A 21,474-nucleotide genomic window follows, 5' to 3' on the forward strand; every position below is an offset into this window, starting at 1 on the left:
ACGGAACCGGCGCCCACCGAACCCGAACCCGCCCCCACCGAACCCGAACCCGCCCCCACCGCCCCCCGGACACCGGTCGAGCCCGAGCCCGAGCCCGATCCCGGGCCCAAGCCCGAGCCCGGACCCGGGCCATGGACGAACTGGCGTGCGGGACGCCGGACCGCCGCACTGAGCGCCCTGTACGCGGCGGCCCTGCTCGCCCATCCCGTCCTCCCCGACACCCCCGGAAACATCGGCAGCCTCATCGAGACCTTCCTCCCCTGGTCGGCGCTGGCGGTCCCGCCGCTGCTCCTGCTGGGCCTGATCCGCCGCTCGCCGCTCACCGTCATCGGCGCGCTGCTCCCGGCCCTGGCCTGGCTGACCCTGTACGGGGACACCGTCACCGACAGACAGCGCCCGGGCGGCACCCTGACCGTGGTCACCCACAACGTCGGTGAGGACAACCCGGACCCGGCCGGTACGGCCCGCGCGCTCGCGGCGACCGGCGCGCAGGTGATCGCGGTCCAGGAACTGTCGTCGGTGGCCCGGGACCCGTTCCGCCGGGCACTGCCCGACCGCTACCGGCACTACACGATCCAGGGCGGGGTGGGCCTGTGGAGCACGTACGAGATGACCGGCGCCGAACCCCTCGACATCATGCCGTGGCCGCGTGCCCTGCGCGCCACGCTCACCACACCGAAAGGCCCGGTCACGGTGTACGTGGCCCACCTCGCGTCGGTGCGCGTGACGCCGGGAGCCGGTTTCGCCACCGCCCGCCGCGACGCCGCGGCCGTACTGCTGGCCGACGCCATGGACCAGGACCCCTCGGCGCGCATGCTGCTCGTCGGTGACTTCAACGGCACGACGGACGACCGCGCGCTGGCCCCGCTGCTGCACACCATGACCTCGGCGCAGGAGGCCGCGGGAGCCGGTTTCGGCTTCACCTGGCCCGCCCGCTTCCCCCTCATCCGCATCGATCACGTCCTCGCCCGTGGCTTGGACCCGGTCTCGGCGGGGGTGCTGCCCGCCACGGCCAGCGACCATCTGCCGGTGAGCGCGTCGTTCAGCTACTGACGACGGCCGAGTCCAGCGGAACGGCCCGGTACATCGCGGGCTCCTGGTCGGGGGTCAGGGCCGTGGGGCCGTAGATCCAGTCCATGAAGGAGTAGTCGTGGGTGTCGCGGGCCCGCATCACGGCGTTGCGCTGCTCGCGCCTGATGCCGACGTGGTGCCACAGCTCGCCCCATGAGCGGGCGGTGAGGACGACCCGGCGGCAGTGCTCGGGGCGTACCGCCTCGTAGGCGGCCAGGGCCGTCTCCCAGTCGACGCCCGAGCCGGTCCCGGTCCGCCGGGGACGCTGCGCGGCCACGTGCCGGGCCAGCACCCAGCCGTCCTCGACGGCCATGACGGCGCCCTGGGCCATGTACTGGAGCGGCGGATGGGCGGCGTCGCCGAGCAGGGCGATACGGCCGGTGACCCACTTCATGAGCGGATCGCGGTCGAACATCCGCCACCAGCGGTCCCGCCACATCAGCGGCAGGCCTTGCTGGATCTGGTCGCAGGTCCCGGCGAAGGCACGGTCGAGTTCGTCCGGGGTGCCCCAGTCGTCCGCACCCGCCAGCGCCTTCGGCGACCGGAACACCGCGACCTGGTTGAACATCTCGCCGCCCCGCAGCGGGTACTGGACGAAGTGCGCGTGCGGGCCGACGTACAGCACGACGTCCCTCTCGTGCACCCCGTTGGCGCGCACCCGCTCGAAGGGGACCGCGCCGCGATAGGCGACGTACGCCGAGTTCACCGGCTCGTCGTCGATGAGCAGCTCACGCGCGACCGAATGGAGCCCGTCGGCGGCGAGAACGGCCTCGGCCCGGTCCTGGCGGCCGTCGGCGAGGGTGACGCGCGCGCCGTCCGGCACGTTCTCGTACGCCACCACGCGTGCCCCGGTCACCAGCTCCACGCCCGCCCGGCGGCAGCCGCGCAGCAGGACGCCGTGCAGGTCGCTGCGGTGGATCACCAGGTACGGGAAGCCGTACCGGCGTGCCAGGTCCTTGAGGTCGACGCGGGTCAGTACCTTCCCGTCCAGCGCGTCCTTCATGAGCATCCGCTCCGGGAGCACGCCGAGCCGGACGGCCTCGTCCAGGAGCCCGTACTCGTGCAGGATCCGGGTGCAGTTCGGGGCGAGTTGCAGACCCGCACCCACCTCGCCGAACTCCGGGGCCTGCTCGTAGAGGCGGACGCGGAGGCCCTGCCGGGCGAGTGCCAGTGCGGCCGAGAGGCCGCCGATGCCGCCTCCGGCCACCAGGACGTCCGGAGGGGGTGGTGTGTTTCTGCTGCTCATCTCAGGTGCTCCTCACATCGGCCCTCGCCCGTCGCCCGGCCGGTCACAGCCATGGACCCAGCGGCTCGGCGGGCAGGCCCTCGGCCGTCATCACCCCGGTGTACGGGCGGCCCGCCAGGTACGCGGTGACCTCGGCGTCGGTGCCCTGGAGGGCAGGGACATCCCCGGCGCCCCGCCTGGCGCGGATGTCGCGGCGGAGTTCGGTCAGGAACTCCCCGGGCAGATCCGCGAACCCGATGCCCGTGCCGAGGTCGACGGCGTGCACCATGACCTCCCTCGCCCGCAGCCACGGCACCTCACCGGCGGGGACGATCCGCTGCTGGGCGGTCACCACCTCCACCCGCCACTGCGCGGCGGACAGTGAGGCCATGGCACGGTCCAGCGCCCGCGCGGAGTCCTCGAACCGGGCGGTCAGCCGGTCGGCGGGCAGTTCCGCGCCCGACGCGATGTCGGTCAGCCGCCGCTCCGGCGAGCTGTACATCGGGGTGATCTCGCCCGTACGCGCCCAGCGCACCAGGTTCAGCAGGGCCCCGGCGTTGCCCGTCAGATGGGCCACGACATGTTTGCGGGTCCAGCCGGGCAGCAGCGAGGGCGCGTCGTACGACGTCTCGTCGAGGCCGGCCACCGCCGCGCGGCACAGGTCCGTGCCCTCGGCCACCCAGGTCAGCGCCTGTTCCAGGGTTCTCATCGGGCCCCCTCGGCGACGACCCGGTTCGTCAGCCGGCCCAGGCCCTCGATCTCGGTGACCACGGTGTCGCCCGGCTGGAGATACACCTGCGGCTCGCGGGCGTGGCCCACGCCGCCGGGGGTGCCGGTGGCGATGATGTCGCCGGGGTTCAGCCGGATCATGGTGGAGATGTAGCGGACCAGGTGGACCGGGTCGAAGAGCAGGTCGCCGGTGGTGTCCTGCTGGGTGACCCGTCCGTTGACCGCGCAGCTGATGTCCAGCGCGGGCCGCGGGCCGCCGGCCTCGTCGGTGGTGACGAGATACGGGCCGAGCGGGGTGGTGGACTCCCAGTTCTTGCCCTGGAGCCACTCACGGGTGCGGAACTGCCAGTCGCGGCAGGTGATGTCGTTGAGGAGGGTGAAGCCCGCGATGGCGGCCTCCGCCTCGGCCTCGTCGGCCCGCCGCACCGGCCGCCCGACGACCACGGCGAGTTCGGCCTCCCAGTCGAACCGCTCGGTCTCGGCGGGACGCCGGATGTCGTCGGTGGCGCCGATGAGGGTGTCCGCGAACTTGGCGAAGAGGGTGGGGTGGCTGGGCAGATCGCGGCCCATCTCCGTGATGTGCCTGCGGTAGTTCAGGCCCACGCAGATGACCTTGCCGGGCCGGGGGACCAGCGGGGCGAAGTCGGCACCGGCGACCGGGTGGCGCGGGCCGTCGGCCGCCGCCGCGGACTCAAGACCGCCGGGCGACGCCAGTACGGCGCCCACGTCCGCGAGGTCCAGACCGACGAGGGAGTCACCCTCGACGCGTACCGCGGTGGTGGTGCCGTCGCCGAGACGGAGGGTGGCGAGTTTCACGCGGGGTTCTCCTCGATATGACCGATATGGGTACGGAACAGCTGGAGCTTGGTGAGCAGCGGGGCGTCGCTGAACTGGAACAGGTCCAGCGCGCCGGAGTCGGAGTCCGACGGCGTGGCCTCGGAGCGGATCGACAGCGGCTGCCAGGACGGGACGACGAACAGGTCACCGCGCCGCACCGACCAGGAGCGGTCGCCCACCGTGACCCGGCCCGAGCCGTCGAAGACCTGGTAGACGGAGGAGCCCGTCTCCTGGCGCGGTGCCGTCTCGGCGCCGCCGCGGACGCGGTGGAACTGGGCGCGGATGGTCGGCAGGACATCACCCGCGGTGGCCGGGTCGGTGTAGCGCACCAGGGCGTGACCGGGCTCGACCGTGCCGGGATGGCCCCGCCGCTCCAGCTCCAGCTGGCCCGCGAGGGCGGCGTCGGTGTCCTCCCAGCGGTAGCGCAGCAGCGGGGTGCCGCCCGTACGGCGCTCGCACTGCGACACGGGCACCAGTCCCGGGTGACCCCACAGGAGTTCGGCGCGTGAGCGGTCGGGGGCCGTGCGTTCCTCCGCCGGGAGGGTGTCCCGTCCGAAGTCGAAGAACTGCGCCTCGATGTCGTACTGGAGGGGGATGTCCAGGCCGTCGAGCCACGCCATCGGCCGGTCGGCCGCGTTGTGGTGCGCGTGCCAGTTCAGGCCGGGCTGCGGCAGGAAGTCACCGCGCCGCATCGGCACCGGATCGCCCTCCACCACCGTCCACACGCCCTCGCCCTCCACGACGAACCGGAAGGCGTTCTGGCTGTGCCGGTGCTCGGGCGCGTCCTCGCCGGGCATCAGGTACTGGATGGCCGCCCACAGGGTGGGGGTGGCGTACGGTCTGCCGTCCAGGCCCGGATTGGCCAGCGCTATCGCCCGCCGCTCGCCGCCCCGGCCGACCGGCACGAGCTCGCCGGAGCGGGCCGCCAGATCGAGGAGCGTGCGCCACTCCCAGCGGTGCGGTCGCGCCCGCGACCTGGGGTGCGCGGGCATCAGGTCCCCGATCCGGGTCCACAGGGGCACCAGCAGGGCCTGCTCGAAACCGCGGTAGAGATCCGCCAGCCCGTCGGTCACCGGCGGCTGGTCCGGCCCGTCCTCGACGGTCAGGGACACCGGGGACACCGGAGACACCGGGGACACCCGGGAATCGACCGGGGGGTCCACGTCGTCGTGTTCGCTCATACGGCGACGATGCCGGAGATTATCTGATCTGCGATAGTGGATTCTGGCTTGCAGAACAGAGGACGGTGGTCGGCTTGCCCAGGTCCATGAAGAACCCGCCCGCGTACGGCGTCGCCAGTGTGGATCACGCGCTGCAACTGGCGGTGATCCTCCAGGTCGAAGGGCCGCTCACGGTCGCCGAGGCCGCGCGCAGGCTCGGTGTGGCCCGCTCCAGCGCCCACCGGCTGCTGTCCACGCTGGTGTACCGCGACTTCGCCGCGCAGAACACGGACCGCAGCTACCGCGCGGGCCCGGTCCTGGAGATCGCCGACACCGCGCACTCGACCGTCTCGGCCGTCCGGGCCGCCGCGCTCGCCCCGCTGCGCACCCTGGTCGACACCCTCGGCGAGACCGCGAATCTGAGCGTCCGCACCGGCCGGACCGTGCGGTTCATCGCCTCGGTCGAGTGCGCCCGCGCGCTGCGGGTCGGCAACCGCGAGGGCATGGTCTTCCCGGCGCACCAGGTGAGCGGCGGGTTGGTGATGCTCGCCGCGCTCCCCGACGACACCCTGAGCGCGCTGTACGCGAACACCCCGGCCGACGGGTCGGAGGAACTCCCGGACCTGGCGGAACTGCGCGTGCTGCTCGGCGCCGTGCGCAGCAGGGGCATCGCCGTCAACCTGGGGCGCTCCGAGCGTGGGCTCGTCGCGGTCGGGCGCGGGGTGACCGACGCGGCCGGAGCCACCGTCGCGGCGGTGTCCGTGTCCCTGCCCAGCGTGCGGTACTCGGTGGCCCGGGTGCGCGAGATCGTGCCCGCGCTGGCGGCGACCGCGGAAAGGATCTCTGCCGGGATGGCGGCGGGGGGCGGGCGCCGATGAAACGGCGGGTGGGCAGCGGGTACGCCGGTGCGGCGGCGGGTGGGCAGCGGGTACGCCGCTGCGGCGGCCCGTACGTCAATGGGGCGCCGCGTCCCGTCAATGAGGCACCGCGTCCGTCAGTGCAGCACCGAGCCCGCCTCGTCCACCGTCGTACGCAGCACCTCACTGATCCGGCGCAGATCGGTGCGGTTCATCCGGCTCACGGGGACGGACACGTTGAAGGCCAGCTGGAGGGAGCCGCGCCGCGCGGGGAAGGCGGCGGCGACCGAGGCGACGCCCTCCTCGCTCTCCTCGCTGCTGGTGGCGTACCCGAGCCGGCGCACGATCTCCACCTCACCCTCCAGCTCGGAGCGGTTGCGGATGGAGTTGGGGGTGAGCCCGGACAGCTCCTCCTCCGGGTACAGCCGGCGCAGGTCCTCCGTCGACAGCTGGGACAGCATCGACTTGCCGGTGGAGGTGCAGTGCGCGGGCATGGAGCGGCCCAGCCGGGAGGCGACCCGGACCGCGCGGGGGCTCTCGATCGCGTCGATGAAACGCACCGTGGTGCCGTCGAGGATGCCCAGATGGACCGTCTCGGTCAGCTCGGTGTTGAGCGACTCCAGGTACGGGTGCAGGGCGTCGCGCACATCGAAGCGCTGGAGGATGGAGAGGGCCACCCCGGTCAGCGCCGAGCCCGGTACATACGTCTTGCCGCGCTCGGCCTGGCGGATGAAGCCCCGGTAATGGAGCATCGCCAGCAGCCTGTGCGCGGTTGAGGTGGCCACCCCCAGATAGGTCGCGACGTCCGTCAGCCGCAGCTCGCTCTGTTCCCCCAGCAGCAGCAGGATCTTGAGGGCGTTGTCCACCGACTCGATCGGGTACTGGGGCTCTGGGCCGCTGATGGACGCCGTCTCCTCCTCGTATTTCTTCATAGCAGAAGACTACGCCACAGAAAGAGCGCCTCGCCCCCTGTTCTGTTGACGCTTCAGTCCACATTTGCTCTACTGACCAGAGAAAGTATCTGCTGGATAGAAAAGGGTCGCTATGACCGACCATGCCGAGATGCTCGACGAGGTACGCCGAGGGATGATCCCCGCGTACATCTACAACGACGAAGCGGTCTTCGAACTGGAGAAGACCCGCCTGTTCAGCCGCTCCTGGCTGTTCGTGGGCCATGAGTCCGAGATACCGCAGCCGGGCGACTACGTCGTACGGCGCGTGCTGGAGGACTCCTTCATCGTCACCCGGGACGAGAAGGGTGATATCCACGCCCACTTCAATATGTGTCTGCACCGCGGGATGCAGGTGTGCAGGGCGGAGATGGGCAACGCGTCCCACTTCCGCTGCCCGTACCACGGCTGGTCCTACCGCAATGACGGCCGGATCGTCGGCCTGCCCTTCCACCAGGAGGCGTACGGCGGCGAGGCGGGGTTCCGGCGCAAGGGACAGCGGCTGCTGCCCGCGCCGAGCCTGGACACCTACAACGGCCTGATCTTCATCAGCCTGGACCCCGACGCCCCGCCGCTGCGCGAGTACCTGGGCGACTTCGCCTTCTACCTGGACTACTACACCCGGCAGAGCCCCAGCGGCATCGAGCTGCGCGGACCCCAGCGGTGGCGGGTGAAGGCGAACTGGAAGATCGGCGCGGAGAACTTCGCCGGGGACATGTACCACACCCCCCAGACCCACACCAGCGTCGTGGAGATCGGCCTCTTCCGGGAGCCGAAGGCCGAGAAACGCAAGGACGGCTGCACCTACTGGGCGGGCAACGGCGGCGGCACCACGTACAAACTGCCCCCCGGCACGCTGGAGGAGCGGCTGCGCTACGTCGGTTACCCCGACGACATGATCGAGCGGATGAAGAAGTCCTGGTCGGACGATCAGCTCAGGGTGATCGGCGACGACGGCTTCATGATCTCGGCCGCGTCCGTCTTCCCCAATCTCAGCCTCGTGCACAACTGGCCCCGGGTGGCCGACAGCGAGGACGTCCTGCCGTTCATCTCGCTGCGCCAGTGGCAGCCGGTCAGCGAGGACGAGACCGAGGTCCTGTCCTGGTTCGCGGTCGACGCCGAGGCCCCGCAGGAGTTCAAGGACCTGTCCTACAAGGCGTATCTGATGTGCTTCGGCTCGACCGGCATGTTCGAGCAGGACGACGTGGAGAACTGGGTCTCGCTGACCAATACCGCGGCCGGCTCGATGGCCCGCAGGCTGCTGCTCAACAGCCGGATGGGCATCCTCGCCGATGACACCGAGGTGGTGCCCGCGCTGACCCCGGAGCAGTTCGCCGGTCCCGGGACCGCGCACACCGGATACGGCGAGTACAACCAGCGCGAGCTGCTCAACCGGTGGGCCGACCACCTGAGCGCCCCGGCCGCGACCGCGGCGACCGTCGAGGTCGGCGGCCCCGCCCCGGCCCCGGCGCAGGCACAGGCACAGGCACAGGCACAGGCAGAGCCCACGAGTCACCCGGCGGTGAAGGAATCATGACGACCCCTACGACGACCCCTACGACGACACCGACGCCGCCGCCGACCAGCACGTACCGGGCGGGCATCCTCCCCGCCGGCCGCGCGCAGGACACCCACTCCGCCCGCTCCCCCCTCGGCGCGGGCGCGTCCCGCCTCCGGCGCACCGGCCGCACGCTGCCCTTCGGCGACCCCCGCCATCTGCTCGCCCACCAGTGGCTGATCGACGAGACGTACACCCTCGACGCCCAGCACTACGAGGAGTGGCTCGGGCTGCTCACCGACGACATCCACTATCTGATGCCGGTCCGGGTGACCACCGCGCTGGGCGCGGGCTTCGACACAGCGCCCGGCATGGCCCACTTCGACGAGGACAAGTACTCGCTGTCCCGCCGGGTCGCCCGCTTCCGGACCGAGCACGCCTGGACCGAGGACCCGCCGTCCCGGCTGCGCCACCATGTGACCAATGTGCGCACCTTCGCCACCGACGACGAGGACCATCTCGTCGTGGACTCCGGGGTGCTGCTCCACCGCAGCCGGGGCGATGTCCGCGAGGCCGCCCAGGTCTCCGCCGGCCGTGAGGATCTGCTCAGGCGCACCGCGGACGGGTGGCAGCTGGCCCGCCGGACCATCCTGGTCGACGACTCCGTGATCCGGATGCAGAATCTGGCGATCTTCCTGTGAGGCCGCACTGGAGCGGCGAGGAGGAGGACGCGCGGGCCGCGCGGCGCACGGCGGAGCAGCGGGCCGGACTCGCGGCCCGCACCACCGGCGACCCCCTCACCCTCGGCAACGAGTTCTCCGAGATCAGGGTGAGCCGGGTCGAGACCCGCAACGGCTCCCGGCTGCTGATCGAGTCCACCCGCTCCGGGCAGTGGGTCGCCCTGTGCCCACTGGAGCTGGAGGCCCTCACCTGGCAGAACACGGCCACCTTCTCGGCGATGATCGGCAAGCCCTTCGGGCCGATGCTGACGGAGGACGAGTCATGAGCGGCTGGGTCGAGGGCAAGCGCGCCCTGGTGGTCGGGGCCGGTTCGGGGATCGGCCGCGCGGTCGTGGACGCGTTCCGCGCCGAGGGCGCCCGCGTCGCCGCGCTGGAACTGGACCCCGCCAAATGCCGGGCCCTGCGCGAGGCCGCGCCCGAGGTGCCGGTCACCGAGGGCGACGCCACCACCAAGGACGCCAACGAGCGGGCGGTGGCCCGGGCGCTCACGGCGTTCGGGGGACTGGACGTCCTCGTCAACTGTGTCGGGATCTTCGACTACTACCAGGGCCTCGCGGACCTCGACGCGGACCTCATCGACACGGCGTTCGGCGAGATGTTCGCCGTCAACGTCAAGACCCAGCTGCACTCCGTCAAGGCCGCCCTGCCCGCCCTGCGCGCCTCCCGGGGATCGGTCATCCTCACCGAGTCGACCTCCGGCTACTACCCCGGCCGGGGAGGCGTCCTGTACGTGTCCTCGAAGTTCGCGGTACGGGGGCTGGTCACCGCCCTCGCCCATGAACTCGCCCCCGACATCAGGGTCAACGGCGTCGCCCCGGGCGGCACCCTCGACACCGACCTGCGCGGCCTGGACAGCCTCGGTCTGCGCACCCGCAGCCTCGGCGACACCCCCGGCCGCGCCGGGGAACTGGCCGGCCGGGTCCCCCTCAAGGTGGCTCTCACCGCCACCGATCACGCCTGGAGCTATGTGTATCTCGCCTCCGACCGGGCGCGCGGGATCACGGGCGGGGCCGTCCATCCGGACGGCGGCATCGGCGTCAAGTCCTGAACCCCTCAAGTCCTGAACCCCTCACACCCCAGCATCAAAATCCCCTCACCACCCAGCATCGGAAGGAGCCCGATCATGCCTGTGCTCAAGGCGGACTTCGGCATGTGCCAGGGATACGCGAACTGTGTGGTCGCGGCACCCGACACCTACGACATCGACGACGACGGCGTGGTCGTCCTGCTCAAGGACACCATCGCCGCGGAAGACCTGCCCCGCGTCCGGGAGGCGGCCCGCAGCTGCCCGGTCTCGGTGCTGACGATCGAGGACGCATGACAGCCCACACAGAAGGAAGCACGAGCGGACGCCCGCGCGGCACCGTGGTCATCGTCGGCGCCTCCGTGGCCGGTGTCCGCGCCGCCCAGGCGCTGCGCGACGAGGGGTACGACGGACAGGTCGTCCTCGTCGGAGCCGAGCCGGAACTCCCGTACGACAAGCCCCCGCTGACCAAACACCTGCTGTCCGGCACCTGGGACCAGGACCGGATCACCCTGCTGACGCGGGAAGCGGCGGCGGCGCTCGACCTCCGGCTCCGGCTGGGGGTCGCCGCCCGGCGTCTCGACCCCGCCGGGCACCGCGTCCTGCTCGCCGACGGCAGCCACCTCGACTACGACACCTGCCTGATCGCCACGGGCGCCGCCGCCCGGCCCGCGCCCTGGCCCGCGGCCTCCGGTGTGCATGTCGTGCGCGGTCTCGGCGACAGCCGTGCCCTGCGCGCCGATCTGCGGTGCGGCGGCCCGGTGGTCGTGGTGGGCGCGGGCTTCATCGGCGCCGAGGTGGCCTCCACCGCGCGCGGGTACGGATGCCCGGTCACCCTGGTCGATCCGCTGCCGGTCCCCATGAGCAGGCTCCTGGGCACCGAGGTGGGCGGGTACTTCGGCGAGCTGCACCGGCGGCACGGGGTGGTCACCCGCTTCGGCACGGGCGTACGGGCGATCCATGGCGAGGCCGGTGACCTGAAGGTGGAGCTGACCGACGGCCACACGCTCGCCGCCGGGACGGTGGTCGTCGGCATCGGCGCCGTACCGAACGACGGGTGGCTGGCGTCCTCCGGCCTGCCGCTGGACAACGGGGTCGTCTGCGACGCGTACGGCCGCGCGGGCGGCAGGGCGGACGTCTTCGCCGCGGGGGACGTGGCCCGCTGGTACAGCGACCGGCACCAGGAGCACGTACGGGTGGAGCACTGGACCAGCGCCGTCGACCAGGCCGCCTGTGTCGCCCACAACATCAGCCACCCCGGGTCCCCACGGACCAACCCCGCCCCGGAATATGTCTGGAGCGACCAGTACGACTGGAAGGTCCAGATCGTGGGCACCCCCGCACGGGCATCGGGTCACCGGCTCATCGGCCGGTTCTCCGGCCCCGCCGCCCGCGCCGCCGCGCTCTACCACGACCCGGCCGGCGATCTCTGCGGCGCGGTGACCGTCAACTGGCCCCGCGCCCTGGTCGAGTGCCGTCGGCTGGCCGCCGGGAACACTCCCGCCGAGGCCGCCCTGGACCGCCTGCGCGACCTCGCCGCCGGGCCCGTACCCGCCACCGGAGGGGTGACATGACGGCCCGGCCCCACGGCGACCTGCGGCACCTGGTCTCCGACGCGTGCCGGGTGCTCGCCGCACGGGGGCTCGCGGACGGCATCCTCGGACACGTCAGCCTGCGCGTCGGCGACGGCACGCTGCTCGTCCGGTGCCGGGGCCCGCGCGAAAGGGGCCTGCGCCACACGACACCGGACGACATCCACCTCGTGGACCTGGACGGCGCCCCGGCCGGTGCCGGCGAACTCGACGGGGGATGGACCCCGCCGAACGAGCTTCCGCTGCACACCGAGGTACTGCGCGGGCGGCCCGATGTCGAGGCGGTGGTCCATGTCCATCCCCCGGCCGTCGTCGCGGCGGACCTCGCCGGGCTGACGATCCGCCCGATCGTCGGGGCGTACGACATTCCGGGCACCCGGACGGCCGCGGGAGGCGTGCCGGTCTACCCCCGGGGAGTCCTGGTCCGGGACCGCCGCCTCGCCGCCGAGATGACCGAGGCCCTGGGCGCCGGGCCCGCCGTGGTGCTGCGTGCCCACGGGCTCACCAGCACCGGCGCGAGTGTGCAGGAAGCCGTGCTGCGGGCCATCTCGCTCGACACCATCGCGCGGCTCTCGCTGGACATCGTCCAGGCGGGCGGCACCCTGACCGACCTCCCCGAGGACGACCTGGCCGAACTGCCGGACCTGGGGGACACCTTCAACCACACGACGGCCTGGCGCCATGAACTCACCCGCTGCGCGCCCGATCCCGGCCCGCACCCGCACCTCTGCCCATAGAACCGAAGAGGAGAATCTGATGACCATCACGCTCAACCACACGATCGTGGTCTGTAGTGACAAGCACGAGTCGGCGGCCTTTCTCGCCGGCGTCCTCGGCCTCGAAGCCTCGGAGGTCTGGGGCCCCTTCATCTCCGTCGTCGTCCCCCCGGTGGCGCTCGACTTCATCGATGTCGCCGACTACCAGGCCGCCACCTCCGATGCCATCGCGCCCCAGCACTACGCGTTCCTCATGGACGAGGAGGAGTTCGACGGGGTCTTCGACCGCATCCGGTCGTCGGGCATCGCGTACTTCGCGGACCAGTTCCTGGAGGAGGCCGGGAAGATCAATCACCATTACGACGGACGGGGCGTCTACTTCCGTGACCCCAGCGGGCACATCATCGAGTGCCTCACCCAGCCCTACACGGGGACTCCGCACGGCGTGGAGAAGGGGCGGTGGAGCGGGGCGCTGGATCAGGCGACCGAGGGCTGACGGGACCGAGGGGGCGGCTGATAGGGGTGAGGCCGGGTGGGCTGCCGCTGAGATGCGGTGCCCGCCCGGCCTTTCCCTTGTCTGTGCTCGTTGCCGTTCCCGTTCCCCTGCCCGTTCCGGTGTTACTCGGTGCTCTGCCGAGCGGGTGTGGCGGGGCCGACAGGGCCGACGGGGACACCTGGGGCCGACGCCGCCTCCGACGACGTATCCACGTCCCCGTGCAGGTCGCGTCGGGTGCCCTCGCGGGCGAAGGGGATGACCAGCAGGCCGAGCAGGAAGCCGCCCGCGGTCAGCAGCGCGACCGGCAGGAAACCGTGCTGGTCGGCGAGGGCGACCGCGATGAGCGGGATGACGCCGCCGCCGAGGGTCCCGCCGACCTGGTAGGCGAGGGACGACCCGGTGTAGCGGTGCCGGGTGTCGAACATCTCGGAGATGAACGCCGCCACCGGCCCGTAGACGGCTGCCTGGACGAAGGCCAGGCCCAGCAGATAACCGGCGAACAGCAGCACCGGCGAGCCCGCCGAGATCATCCAGAAGACCGGGAAGGCCGCCACCAGCCCCAGCGCGGAGCCGGCCAGCAGGACCCGGCGCCGGCCGACGCGGTCGGAGAGGTGGGAGCAGAGCGGGATCAGCGCGACCTGGAGGATCGCCCCGACCGACAGCGCGGTGAGCGCGAGCGACCGGCTGTGACCGCCGGTCGTGGTGGCCAGGGTGAGACCGTACGAGGTCAGCAGACCGGCGTTGGCCGAGGCGCTCAGGGTGCCGAAGATGCAGATCAGGACCGCACGCCAGTGCCGGGTCAGGACGCTGCGCAGCGGGGCCGCCGCTTTCTGCCCGGCCTCGCCGCTGGCCTGGAGCTGGGCGAACAGCGGCGACTCGATCATCCGCATACGGATGACCAGGCCGATCACGGTCAGCACGGTGCCGATCAGGAAGGGGATGCGCCAGCCCCAGGCGAGGAAGTCGTCCTCGGGCATCAGGCCGAACAGCGCGAGCATGGCGGAGGCGAGCACCGAGCCGCTCGGCGCTCCCATGTTGACGAACGAGGCGACGAAGCCCCGCCGCTCGCCCGGCGCCGTCTCGACGCTGATCGAGACCGAACCTCCCCAGTCGCCGCCCACGGCCAGGCCCTGGACGACGCGGATCGTGACGAGCAGGATCGGTGCCCACACGCCGATCGTGGAGTGGGTGGGCAGGACGCCGATCAGGCCGGTGGCCGCCCCGGTGATACCGAGGGTGATCAGCAGGATCCGGCGGCGGCCGTACTTGTCCCCCAGCAGGCCGAAGAGCACACCGCCGAGCGGACGTGCCAGATAACCGGCGAGCAGAGTGGCGAAGGCCAGGATGGTCCCGGTACCCGGATCGACGGGACCGAAGAAGATCTTCCCGAAGACGAGGGCGGCGGCGGCCGTGTAGATCAGGAAGTCGTAGTACTCGATGGTCGTGCCGAAGTAGCTGGACAGCATCACCATGCGTACATCGGACTTACGAGGCATGGCCCGGGGGCTCTGCTCGGTCATGGGGTTCTCCAAAGGGAATGCGCGGCCAAGCGCACGGAGGGCACGATTGCTCCGGTGAGTTTTTCTGTTCTACAGAGCAGTGCTCTGGAGTTGTCTACATCACGCCACATGGGCCGTCAACAGGTTCGTCAGGTACTTGACTATCTCGACAAACCGGGTCCAAGGTGCCTGTATAGAAGAAGTGTCTTCTGTTCACTAGAACTACAGGCTGACGAACGGAATGTGACCGATGAGGGAACTGACGGACGCCGTGCACCTCCGCATGCTCGGCGCTGGCCAGAACTGGATGGATGTCACCAGCCTCGCGGCGGTGGGAATGGCCGGGTACTACAGCAAACTCCCGCCCGGTTCCACGGCGGCGGCCATCACGGGTAACCCCGGCGAGATGTGTATGAAGGCCCCGCGGCTCGTGGCGGACGGACAGTACGACATGGCCGTGACGACACCGCTGTGGTACCTGAGAATGGCGATCGAGGGACGCGGGCCGTTCACCGAGCCACTGCCCCTGAGCGTGCTGGCGGTGTTCCCCCACGACGACCGGCTGGCGTTCGCCGTACGGCGGGAGACCGGGCTGAAGAGTCTCCACGACATCCGCGAGCAGAAGTATCCGCTGCGCCTGTCCATGCCGACCCCGGAAATGCACCATCCGGCGGGGTGGGTGATCGACGAGATCCTCGGCCGGTACGGGCTGACCCGCGAGGACATCGAGAGCTGGGGCGGCGAGATCCTCCATGACCGCCCCCAGGCGATGAACTCGGCCACGGAACCCCCGATCGACCCCACGTTCGACGCCATCTTCGACGAGGCGTTCATGACGAGGCGGTGGCGGCGCGTGTCGGAAGCCTACGACCTGCGATTCCTGCCGGTCGACGACGATGTGCTGGCCCACTGCGAGACGCTCGGCATGGAGCGTGGCGTCATCGAGCGGGGCCGTCAGCGCGGGGTGGACGCCGATCTGCCGACGGTCGACTTCAGCGGCTGGGCGCTGTTCTGCCGGTCCGACCTGCACGAGCAGATCGCCTACCTCACCGCGGCCGCGCTCGACGCGAAGTCGGCGGAGATCTCCGGGCGCTTCACCGGTGAGTTCGCGGCCATGACCCAGCCGCTCGACCTCACCCGGCTGACCGACACCGACCTGCCGATCCACCCTGGCGCGGAGGCGTACTACCGTGAGGGGCGAATGTCACAAACGCCCCAGAACTCACCGTCGTGACGGGACGTGAGACACGGGACGTGAACCAGCCGAACCCGATCCGAGGAAGCAAATGCCCGCAGAACCGACCCGCGACAGCCACGGAGTCCCCGGAGTCCCCGGAGTCCACGGAAACCCTGGCCACACCCTCGTACTGAGCCGTGCGGACGTCGAGGATCTCCTCGATATGCGACAGGCGATGCGGGTGACCGAGGACGCGCTGCGGGAACAGGCCGCGGGGCTGGTGGTGGCGCAGGCCCCGACGCACCTCGACGTGGGCGCCGGGGCGCTGCGGGTCGTCAGCGGCGCGCTGACCCGATCGGGCCGCATGGGGCTGCGCGCCTCGGGTGCGCAGGCCCTCGCGTCGGACAACGGAGCGGCCCTGCTCTTCGACTCCGGGACGGGCGCGTTGCTGAGTGTCCTCGCCTATCCGTTCGCCCGGCTGAGGACGGGGGCGATGTTCGGACTCGCCACCGAGGTGCTCGCCGCGCCGGACGCCCGCCGGCTGGCCATGGTGGGAACCGGCCGGAACGCCCTGGGCCTGGTCCAGGCGGCGTCCCTGGTGCGCGAGATCGAGCACGTCCGTGTCTACGGCCGTGACGAGGAGCGCCGGGCACGGTTCGCGGCGGCGGTCACCGAGGAACTGGGCATCGCCGCGGAGGCGTCGGACTCCCTCCAGGGCGCGACCAGGGACGCCGAGATCGTCTACGTGTCGACCAGCAGCAAGCGTCCCGTCCTGCACCACGGTGACATCACCCCCGGCGCGTTCGTGGCCGGCATGGGCACGCCCTGCGAGTTCGGGGAGGATCTGTATCTGGCGGCCGGCCAGGTGGTCGTCACCGCGGTGGAACACGAGCGGCACTTCACCGAGGTCTGGCGGGACGGCTCGATGCACAGCACCTTGGTGGACCTGGACCGCACCGGGAAGCTCCCCTGGAGTTCGGTGCTGGAACTGGGCGCGGTCATCACCGACAAACGCCACTGCGAAGGCACCACCGTGTTCCGCGAGTCCTCCGGCGGCTACGGAGACATCGCGTTCGCCGCCTGGGTGTACGCCAGGGCCCGGGAGACCGGCCGGGGAACGGAAGTCGCCTTTACGTAGCGAAGCTCCTCCCCACGCGGCGAAGGGCCGCCCCGCAACTGCTGGCCCCCGGCCGAGACGAACCCCCGACGCCCACCGGCCCGGGGGTTCGTTCGCTGTTCCCCATCCGGCGCCCGGACCCCGCCTCGGCCGCTCAGCCGTCCCCCTCCGGAAACAGCAGCGCCAGCGCCACCTCCCGGTAGTGCCGGATGTGGTGGAGGGAGAGTTCGGCGGCGCGGTCGGTGTCGCGGTGGGTGATGGCGGCGTGGAGGGCGCGGTGTTCGTCCCAGAGCGGCCCGGGGTCGTCGATCTGCTGGAAGAGCCAGCGCAGGCGGCCTTCGAGGGAGGCGAGGGTGGTGGACAGGAGGTCGTTGGCGGCGATCTCCACGATCTGGTGGTGGAAGGCGGCGTTGGCGCGGGAGACGCGCTCGGGGCGGCCGGAGAGGGTGGCGCGGCGGGCGGATTCCAGGGCCCGGTCCAGTTCGCGGAGCTGGGCCTCGGTGGCCCGCTCGGTGGCGCGGCGGGCGGCCAGGACCTCCAGGGCCTCCCGCATGTCGTAGAGGTTCTCCACGTCCTCGCGGGTCATCCCGCGCACGACGATCCGGCGCGGTGAGAGGGCCTGGAGAAAGCCCTCGGCCAGCAGGACCCGGATCGCCTCGCGCACCGGGACGCGGGAGACACCGAACTCCTCGGCGAGCTCTCGTTCCAGGAGCCGGTCCCCGGGCTTGAGCCGCCCGGTGATGATCCGGTCCCGCAGCGCCTCGGTGACCTGGTCGCGCAGCCACATCGAGCCGGTGAGCGATGCGGCCCGCGGCGCGGCGGCCGGCGTGGTCCGGTCCACATGTCCTCCGTTGGACGACTCAAGTGAGCGGCGGGAGCGATCGGCCCGAGTGATCGGCGTGAGCGACCGGCTCGAACTCAAGGTATACCAAACGCTTGACGGATCACGGCCCGCCCTTCATTTTAGGTATACCAAAACGCGGAACGGCCAGGCAGGGGCCGCATCCGTCCCCGTCTGGACGCATGGGCGCAGTCCGGGACGACGGGATTCCGTGCACTCCGCTCTCCCCCGTCATCGCTGAATCGAGGCTTTTCCATGCGTGTCTCAGCGAGTCCCTCCGCTGCCAAGGCGTCGTCGCCGGCGGCAGCGGGCCGTCCCAGCCGTGTGCGCTGGAAGATGTTCGTGCTGATGCTCGGCGTCGTCGCGCTCAACTACATCGACCGCAGTTCGGTGTCCGTGGCGCTCCCGCTCATCACCGAGGATCTCGGGCTGTCCAAGGAGGCGACCGGGTTCATCCTGAGCGCCTTCTTCTGGACGTACGCCCTGATGCAGATCCCCAGCGGCTGGCTCGCCGACCGCTTCGGCGCACGCCGGATGGCCTCCGGCGCCTGTGTGGGCTGGGGTGTCGTCCAGGCGCTGACCGCGGGCGCCACCGGCCCGGGGTCCCTGCTCGGCTACCGGCTCGCGCTCGGCGTGGTCGAGGCACCCGTCATGCCCGCCGGCGGCAAGCTCAATGCCGAGTGGCTGCCCGCCAAGGAGCGCGGCCGTGGTGCGGTGCTGCTGGACGGCGGCGCCCCGCTGGGCGCGGCGCTCGGCGGCATCCTGATCTCGGGGCTGATCGCCTGGACCGGAAGCTGGCGGATCGCCTTCGTGATCGCCGGTGTGCTGACCGTCGCCGTCGGCCTGTACGCCGCCTGGTACATCCGCAACACCCCGCGCGAGCACCCCAAGGTCAACGAGGCGGAGGCCACGTACATCGAGCGGGCGCACGCCGAGGAGGACGCCCGCCACCCGCAGGGCGCCCGCCGCGGACTGCGCCCCTACCTCAAGTACCGCTCCTTCTGGGCGATGTGCCTGGGCTGGATGGGCTTCAACGGTGTCTTCTACGGCCTGCTCACCTGGGGTCCGCTCTATCTCTCGGAGTCCAAGGGCTTCGACATCAAGACCATCGGCTGGTCCACGCTCGTCATCTTCGGCTCCGGTTTCGTCGGTGAACTCCTCGGCGGCTTCCTCTCCGACCGCTGGCAGGCGGCGGGCGCGGGCGCCAACAAGGTGATGCGCACGATGATGGGCACCGCCGGGGTCGCCGTGGTCGGCGGGTTGCTCGGCGTGGTGCTGGTACCGGACGCGATGACCGCGGTGGCACTGCTGTCGGTGGTGATGTTCTTCCTGCGCTGGGCCGGCCTGTACTGGTCGCTGCCGTCGATCCTCGCGGGCCGTGCCAACGCCGGTGTCGTGGGCGGTGCGATGAATCTGTCCGGGAACATCGCGGGCATCGTCACGCCGATCGCGGTGGGCTTCATCGTCGGCGGCACCGGCTCGTACACCTGGGCGCTGCTCTACTTCGTCGGCGCGGGTGTGCTGTTCACCCTCTCCTCCCTCGTCCTCGACTACAGCCGGAGGCTGGCCGCCTGATGACCACCACCCGTCCGGACACGCAGAGCACGCCCACCCGTCAGGGCACGCCTACCCGCCTGGGCACCCCCACTCGCCCGGGCACGCCCACTCGCCTGGGGATGCTCACCCCGTCCTCCAACACCTGTCTGGAGCCGGTGACCTACCGTCTCCTGACCCCGGCCGCGGGCGAACGCCCCGTCGCCACCGCCCACTTCGCCCGGGTCCCGGTCACCCGGATCGCCCTCGACGGCGCGTCGGACGCGCAGTTCGACCCCGCGCCGATGCTGGCCGCCGCCCGGCAGCTCGCCGACGCCAAGGTCGAGGTGATCGCCTGGAACGGCACCTCCGGGTCCTGGCTCGGCATCGGCCACGACCGCGCCCTGTGCGCCGCGATCACCGACGCGACCGGCATCCCCGCCACCACCTCGACGCTGGCCCTGCTCGACGCCTGCGCCGCGTACGGGGTGACCCGCCTCGGTCTCGCCCTGCCCTACACCCGCGATGTCGCCGCGCGGATCGTGGCGACGTACGCCGAGGAGGGCATCACCGGCACCCTGGACGGCGAGCCGTTCGGGATCAGCGACAACGAGGCGTTCGCCCGCATCCCGGAGGACGAGGTCGCCGCCCAGATCCGTGCCGCCTGCCGGGGCGACGTGCACGCGGCGGCCGTCGTCTGCACCAATGTGTACGGCGCGGGCACGGCCGCGGGCCTCGAACGCGAGCTGAACGTCCCGGTGTTCGACAGTGTCACGGCGACGCTGTGGAAGGCGCTGGACCTCGCGGGCGTCGCCCCGGCGCTGCCCGGCCACGGCGAACTCCTGCGCTCCGGCAGCCTCCGGGCCCGTATCCAGGAGGCACTGACCGAGCTGCTGGCCGCGACCGGCGCCGACCGCACCACCTTCCGGCTCGATCTGCCCGCCCACGACCTGCACGTGGACCTGACGGCGGGCGAGGCGCTGCGCGAGGGCGTGCGCTCCATCCGCCGGGACGCCGGACTCGACCAGCGGCGCCTCAACACCGTGGAGTGGCTGGAGCGCAACCGGGTCCCGCTGGTGCAGCCGCACTTCGACGCGATCCCGCACCCGCCCCAGGCCCTCATCGACGTGTACGGCGTGCACGCGCAGCTGCTCGGCCCCGTCGAGCGCGGCGGCGCCATGGCGGGCTGGATCTCCGTGCACAGCCTGGAGGAGCGCGCGTGGACGGAGCACGACCGGGCCGCCCTCGCCGACGCCACGGCCCGGATGCACACGGCCCTGGACGCCGTGACCCCACCGGCCGCCGCGTGAGCCCCGCCCGGCCCCGCTCACCACGGAGCACCACCACCCGCCATAAGGACAAGGCACCATGACCGACACCACCCCCAGCCCCCACACACCGCGGAAAGACATCAAGGTCGCCCTCGGTGTCGATGTCGACGCCGTGGCCGGCTGGCTCGGCTCGTACGGCGGCGAGGACTCCCCGAACGACATTCAGCGCGGCGTCTTCGCCGGCGAGGTCGGCACCCCCCGCCTGCTCAAGCTGTTCGACCGCTGTTCCATCCGGACCAGCTGGTTCATCCCCGGGCACTCCATCGAGACATTCCCGGAGCAGACCCGGATGATCGTCGAGGCGGGCCACGAGATCGGCGCGCACGGCTACTCGCACGAGAACCCCATCGCCATGTCCCCGCAGCAGGAGGAGGACGTACTCGCCAAGTGCGTCGACCTCATCGAGGAGTACACGGGCCGCAAACCCCGCGGCTATGTGGCCCCCTGGTGGGAGATGTCCCCGTACACGGCCGAACTGCTCCACAAGTACGGCTTCTCGTACGACCACTCGCAGAACTACCGCGACTTCACCCCCTTCTACGCCCGCGTCGGCGACTCCTGGACGAAGATCGACTACACCGGCGCGGCGAAGGACTGGATGAAGCCGCTGATCCACGGCCAGGAGGTGGACCTCGTCGAGTTCTGCGGCAACTGGTACGTGGACGACCTGCCGCCGATGATGTTCAACAAGCACGCCCACAACAGCCACGGCTATGTGAGCCCGCGCGTCCTGGAGCAGGACTGGAAGGACCAGTTCGACTGGGTCCACCGGGAGCTGGACTACGCGGTACTGCCGATCACCCTGCACCCGGACGTCAGCGGCCGCCCCCAGGTACTGCTGATGCTGGAGCGCTTCATCGAGTACGTCGGCTCCCATGCCGGTGTCTCGTTCTGCACGCTGGAGGACGCGGCCGAAGACTTCCGCCGCCGCTTCCCCTTCGCGGGCACCGAACGCCCGGCCGACATGCGCTGATCGGCGGCGCGGCACGCGGTGCGGTCCGGGATCTCGGAGGTGGTCCCGGGCCGACCGGCTCCGTCAGCGTCTCCGCGCCGCGTGCGTCCAGGTGCCCGCCCGCCCGCG

The 21,474-nt window shown here is 71.3% G+C and carries 22 protein-coding genes; 15 read left to right on the forward strand and 7 right to left on the reverse strand.

Annotated elements, in window-relative coordinates; genetic code table 11:
- Positions 1–1,053: endonuclease/exonuclease/phosphatase family protein (locus tag ACFRFC_RS10915; RefSeq protein WP_383112609.1), on the forward strand; the 1,053-nt coding region annotated here is incomplete at its 5' end.
- Here ACFRFC_RS10915 and ACFRFC_RS10920 read toward each other — a convergent pair.
- The 4 genes from ACFRFC_RS10920 to ACFRFC_RS10935 are packed head-to-tail and all read right to left on the reverse strand — an operon-like array spanning position 1,043 to position 5,043.
- Entirely contained in the window at positions 1,043–2,317 is a 1,275-nt protein-coding gene (locus tag ACFRFC_RS10920) for an FAD-dependent oxidoreductase (RefSeq protein WP_382680742.1), read from the reverse strand. The genes ACFRFC_RS10915 and ACFRFC_RS10920 overlap by 11 nt on opposite strands.
- A gap of 43 nt (positions 2,318–2,360) precedes the next feature.
- Positions 2,361–3,005 carry a maleylpyruvate isomerase family mycothiol-dependent enzyme gene (locus tag ACFRFC_RS10925; protein WP_382680743.1) on the reverse strand — a complete coding sequence of 215 codons (645 nt, stop codon included), beginning with the start codon at positions 3,003–3,005 and terminating at the stop codon, positions 2,361–2,363.
- Positions 3,002–3,841, reverse strand: coding sequence for a fumarylacetoacetate hydrolase family protein (locus tag ACFRFC_RS10930; RefSeq protein WP_382680744.1), 840 nt, complete (start codon positions 3,839–3,841; stop codon positions 3,002–3,004). Before ACFRFC_RS10930 ends, ACFRFC_RS10925 begins: the two co-directional genes overlap by 4 nt.
- Positions 3,838–5,043, reverse strand: a complete 1,206-nt coding sequence (locus tag ACFRFC_RS10935; protein ID WP_382680745.1) for a cupin domain-containing protein — start codon at positions 5,041–5,043, stop codon at positions 3,838–3,840. Before ACFRFC_RS10935 ends, ACFRFC_RS10930 begins: the two co-directional genes overlap by 4 nt.
- Before the next feature lie 74 nt (positions 5,044–5,117).
- Here ACFRFC_RS10935 and ACFRFC_RS10940 point away from each other — a divergent pair, with 74 nt between their 5' ends.
- On the forward strand, positions 5,118–5,900 hold the full coding sequence (locus ACFRFC_RS10940; RefSeq protein ID WP_382680746.1) for an IclR family transcriptional regulator: 783 nt from the start codon (positions 5,118–5,120) through the stop codon (positions 5,898–5,900).
- Between the two features lie 116 nt (positions 5,901–6,016).
- On the opposite strand, the gene ACFRFC_RS10945 is transcribed toward ACFRFC_RS10940, so the two are convergent.
- Positions 6,017–6,811 carry an IclR family transcriptional regulator gene (locus tag ACFRFC_RS10945; protein WP_382680747.1) on the reverse strand — a complete coding sequence of 265 codons (795 nt, stop codon included), beginning with the start codon at positions 6,809–6,811 and terminating at the stop codon, positions 6,017–6,019.
- A gap of 112 nt (positions 6,812–6,923) precedes the next feature.
- Here ACFRFC_RS10945 and ACFRFC_RS10950 point away from each other — a divergent pair, with 112 nt between their 5' ends.
- The 8 genes from ACFRFC_RS10950 to ACFRFC_RS10985 all read left to right on the forward strand — a co-directional run bounded on the left by ACFRFC_RS10950 (position 6,924) and on the right by ACFRFC_RS10985 (position 12,895).
- Positions 6,924–8,366, forward strand: a complete 1,443-nt coding sequence (locus tag ACFRFC_RS10950) for a Rieske 2Fe-2S domain-containing protein (RefSeq protein WP_382680748.1) — start codon at positions 6,924–6,926, stop codon at positions 8,364–8,366.
- On the forward strand, positions 8,363–9,028 hold the full coding sequence (locus tag ACFRFC_RS10955) for a 3-phenylpropionate/cinnamic acid dioxygenase subunit beta (RefSeq protein ID WP_382680749.1): 666 nt from the start codon (positions 8,363–8,365) through the stop codon (positions 9,026–9,028). Before ACFRFC_RS10950 ends, ACFRFC_RS10955 begins: the two co-directional genes overlap by 4 nt.
- Positions 9,025–9,333: a hypothetical protein gene (locus tag ACFRFC_RS10960; RefSeq protein WP_382680750.1), complete on the forward strand. Its 309-nt coding sequence runs from the start codon at positions 9,025–9,027 to the stop codon at positions 9,331–9,333. The genes ACFRFC_RS10955 and ACFRFC_RS10960 overlap by 4 nt, the downstream gene beginning before the upstream one ends.
- A complete protein-coding gene (gene hcaB / locus ACFRFC_RS10965) occupies positions 9,330–10,115 on the forward strand; it encodes a 3-(cis-5,6-dihydroxycyclohexa-1,3-dien-1-yl)propanoate dehydrogenase (protein ID WP_382680751.1) in 786 nt (261 codons plus the stop codon). The genes ACFRFC_RS10960 and hcaB overlap by 4 nt, the downstream gene beginning before the upstream one ends.
- A gap of 75 nt (positions 10,116–10,190) precedes the next feature.
- The gene (locus tag ACFRFC_RS10970) at positions 10,191–10,388 is read left to right on the forward strand and encodes a ferredoxin (RefSeq protein ID WP_382680752.1); all 198 of its coding nucleotides are present in this window, start codon (positions 10,191–10,193) and stop codon (positions 10,386–10,388) included.
- Positions 10,385–11,665 carry an NAD(P)/FAD-dependent oxidoreductase gene (locus ACFRFC_RS10975; protein ID WP_382680753.1) on the forward strand — a complete coding sequence of 427 codons (1,281 nt, stop codon included), beginning with the start codon at positions 10,385–10,387 and terminating at the stop codon, positions 11,663–11,665. Before ACFRFC_RS10970 ends, ACFRFC_RS10975 begins: the two co-directional genes overlap by 4 nt.
- On the forward strand, positions 11,662–12,420 hold the full coding sequence (locus ACFRFC_RS10980; protein ID WP_382680754.1) for a class II aldolase/adducin family protein: 759 nt from the start codon (positions 11,662–11,664) through the stop codon (positions 12,418–12,420). Before ACFRFC_RS10975 ends, ACFRFC_RS10980 begins: the two co-directional genes overlap by 4 nt.
- Positions 12,421–12,439: 19 nt before the next feature.
- Positions 12,440–12,895: a VOC family protein gene (locus ACFRFC_RS10985; protein WP_382680755.1), complete on the forward strand. Its 456-nt coding sequence runs from the start codon at positions 12,440–12,442 to the stop codon at positions 12,893–12,895.
- A 122-nt stretch (positions 12,896–13,017) separates the two neighbouring features.
- On the opposite strand, the gene ACFRFC_RS10990 is transcribed toward ACFRFC_RS10985, so the two are convergent.
- Positions 13,018–14,415 (reverse strand): MFS transporter, encoded by a 1,398-nt coding sequence (locus ACFRFC_RS10990; RefSeq protein ID WP_382680756.1) that lies wholly within the window; start codon positions 14,413–14,415, stop codon positions 13,018–13,020.
- A 229-nt stretch (positions 14,416–14,644) separates the two neighbouring features.
- Here ACFRFC_RS10990 and ACFRFC_RS10995 point away from each other — a divergent pair, with 229 nt between their 5' ends.
- Both ACFRFC_RS10995 and ACFRFC_RS11000 read left to right on the forward strand, forming a co-directional pair.
- Positions 14,645–15,628, forward strand: coding sequence for a TAXI family TRAP transporter solute-binding subunit (locus ACFRFC_RS10995; RefSeq protein WP_382680757.1), 984 nt, complete (start codon positions 14,645–14,647; stop codon positions 15,626–15,628).
- A 52-nt stretch (positions 15,629–15,680) separates the two neighbouring features.
- A complete protein-coding gene (locus ACFRFC_RS11000) occupies positions 15,681–16,709 on the forward strand; it encodes an ornithine cyclodeaminase family protein (RefSeq protein ID WP_382680758.1) in 1,029 nt (342 codons plus the stop codon).
- Between the two features lie 133 nt (positions 16,710–16,842).
- On the opposite strand, the gene ACFRFC_RS11005 is transcribed toward ACFRFC_RS11000, so the two are convergent.
- Positions 16,843–17,529: a GntR family transcriptional regulator gene (locus ACFRFC_RS11005; RefSeq protein WP_382680759.1), complete on the reverse strand. Its 687-nt coding sequence runs from the start codon at positions 17,527–17,529 to the stop codon at positions 16,843–16,845.
- Between the two features lie 255 nt (positions 17,530–17,784).
- Between ACFRFC_RS11005 and ACFRFC_RS11010 the strand changes: the two genes are divergently transcribed.
- Genes ACFRFC_RS11010 through ACFRFC_RS11020 form a run of 3 tightly spaced genes read left to right on the forward strand, consistent with a single transcriptional unit; the run spans position 17,785 to position 21,366 of the window.
- Positions 17,785–19,104 carry an MFS transporter gene (locus tag ACFRFC_RS11010; RefSeq protein WP_382680760.1) on the forward strand — a complete coding sequence of 440 codons (1,320 nt, stop codon included), beginning with the start codon at positions 17,785–17,787 and terminating at the stop codon, positions 19,102–19,104.
- Entirely contained in the window at positions 19,104–20,372 is a 1,269-nt protein-coding gene (locus ACFRFC_RS11015) for a hypothetical protein (RefSeq protein ID WP_382680761.1), read from the forward strand. The genes ACFRFC_RS11010 and ACFRFC_RS11015 overlap by 1 nt, the downstream gene beginning before the upstream one ends.
- A 58-nt stretch (positions 20,373–20,430) precedes the next feature.
- A complete protein-coding gene (locus tag ACFRFC_RS11020) occupies positions 20,431–21,366 on the forward strand; it encodes a polysaccharide deacetylase (RefSeq protein WP_382680762.1) in 936 nt (311 codons plus the stop codon).
- The last annotated feature ends 108 nt before the right edge of the window (positions 21,367–21,474 follow it).

The organism is Streptomyces sp. NPDC056734 (genome assembly GCF_042790455.1).
In the GTDB taxonomy this organism is placed as follows: domain Bacteria; phylum Actinomycetota; class Actinomycetes; order Streptomycetales; family Streptomycetaceae; genus Streptomyces.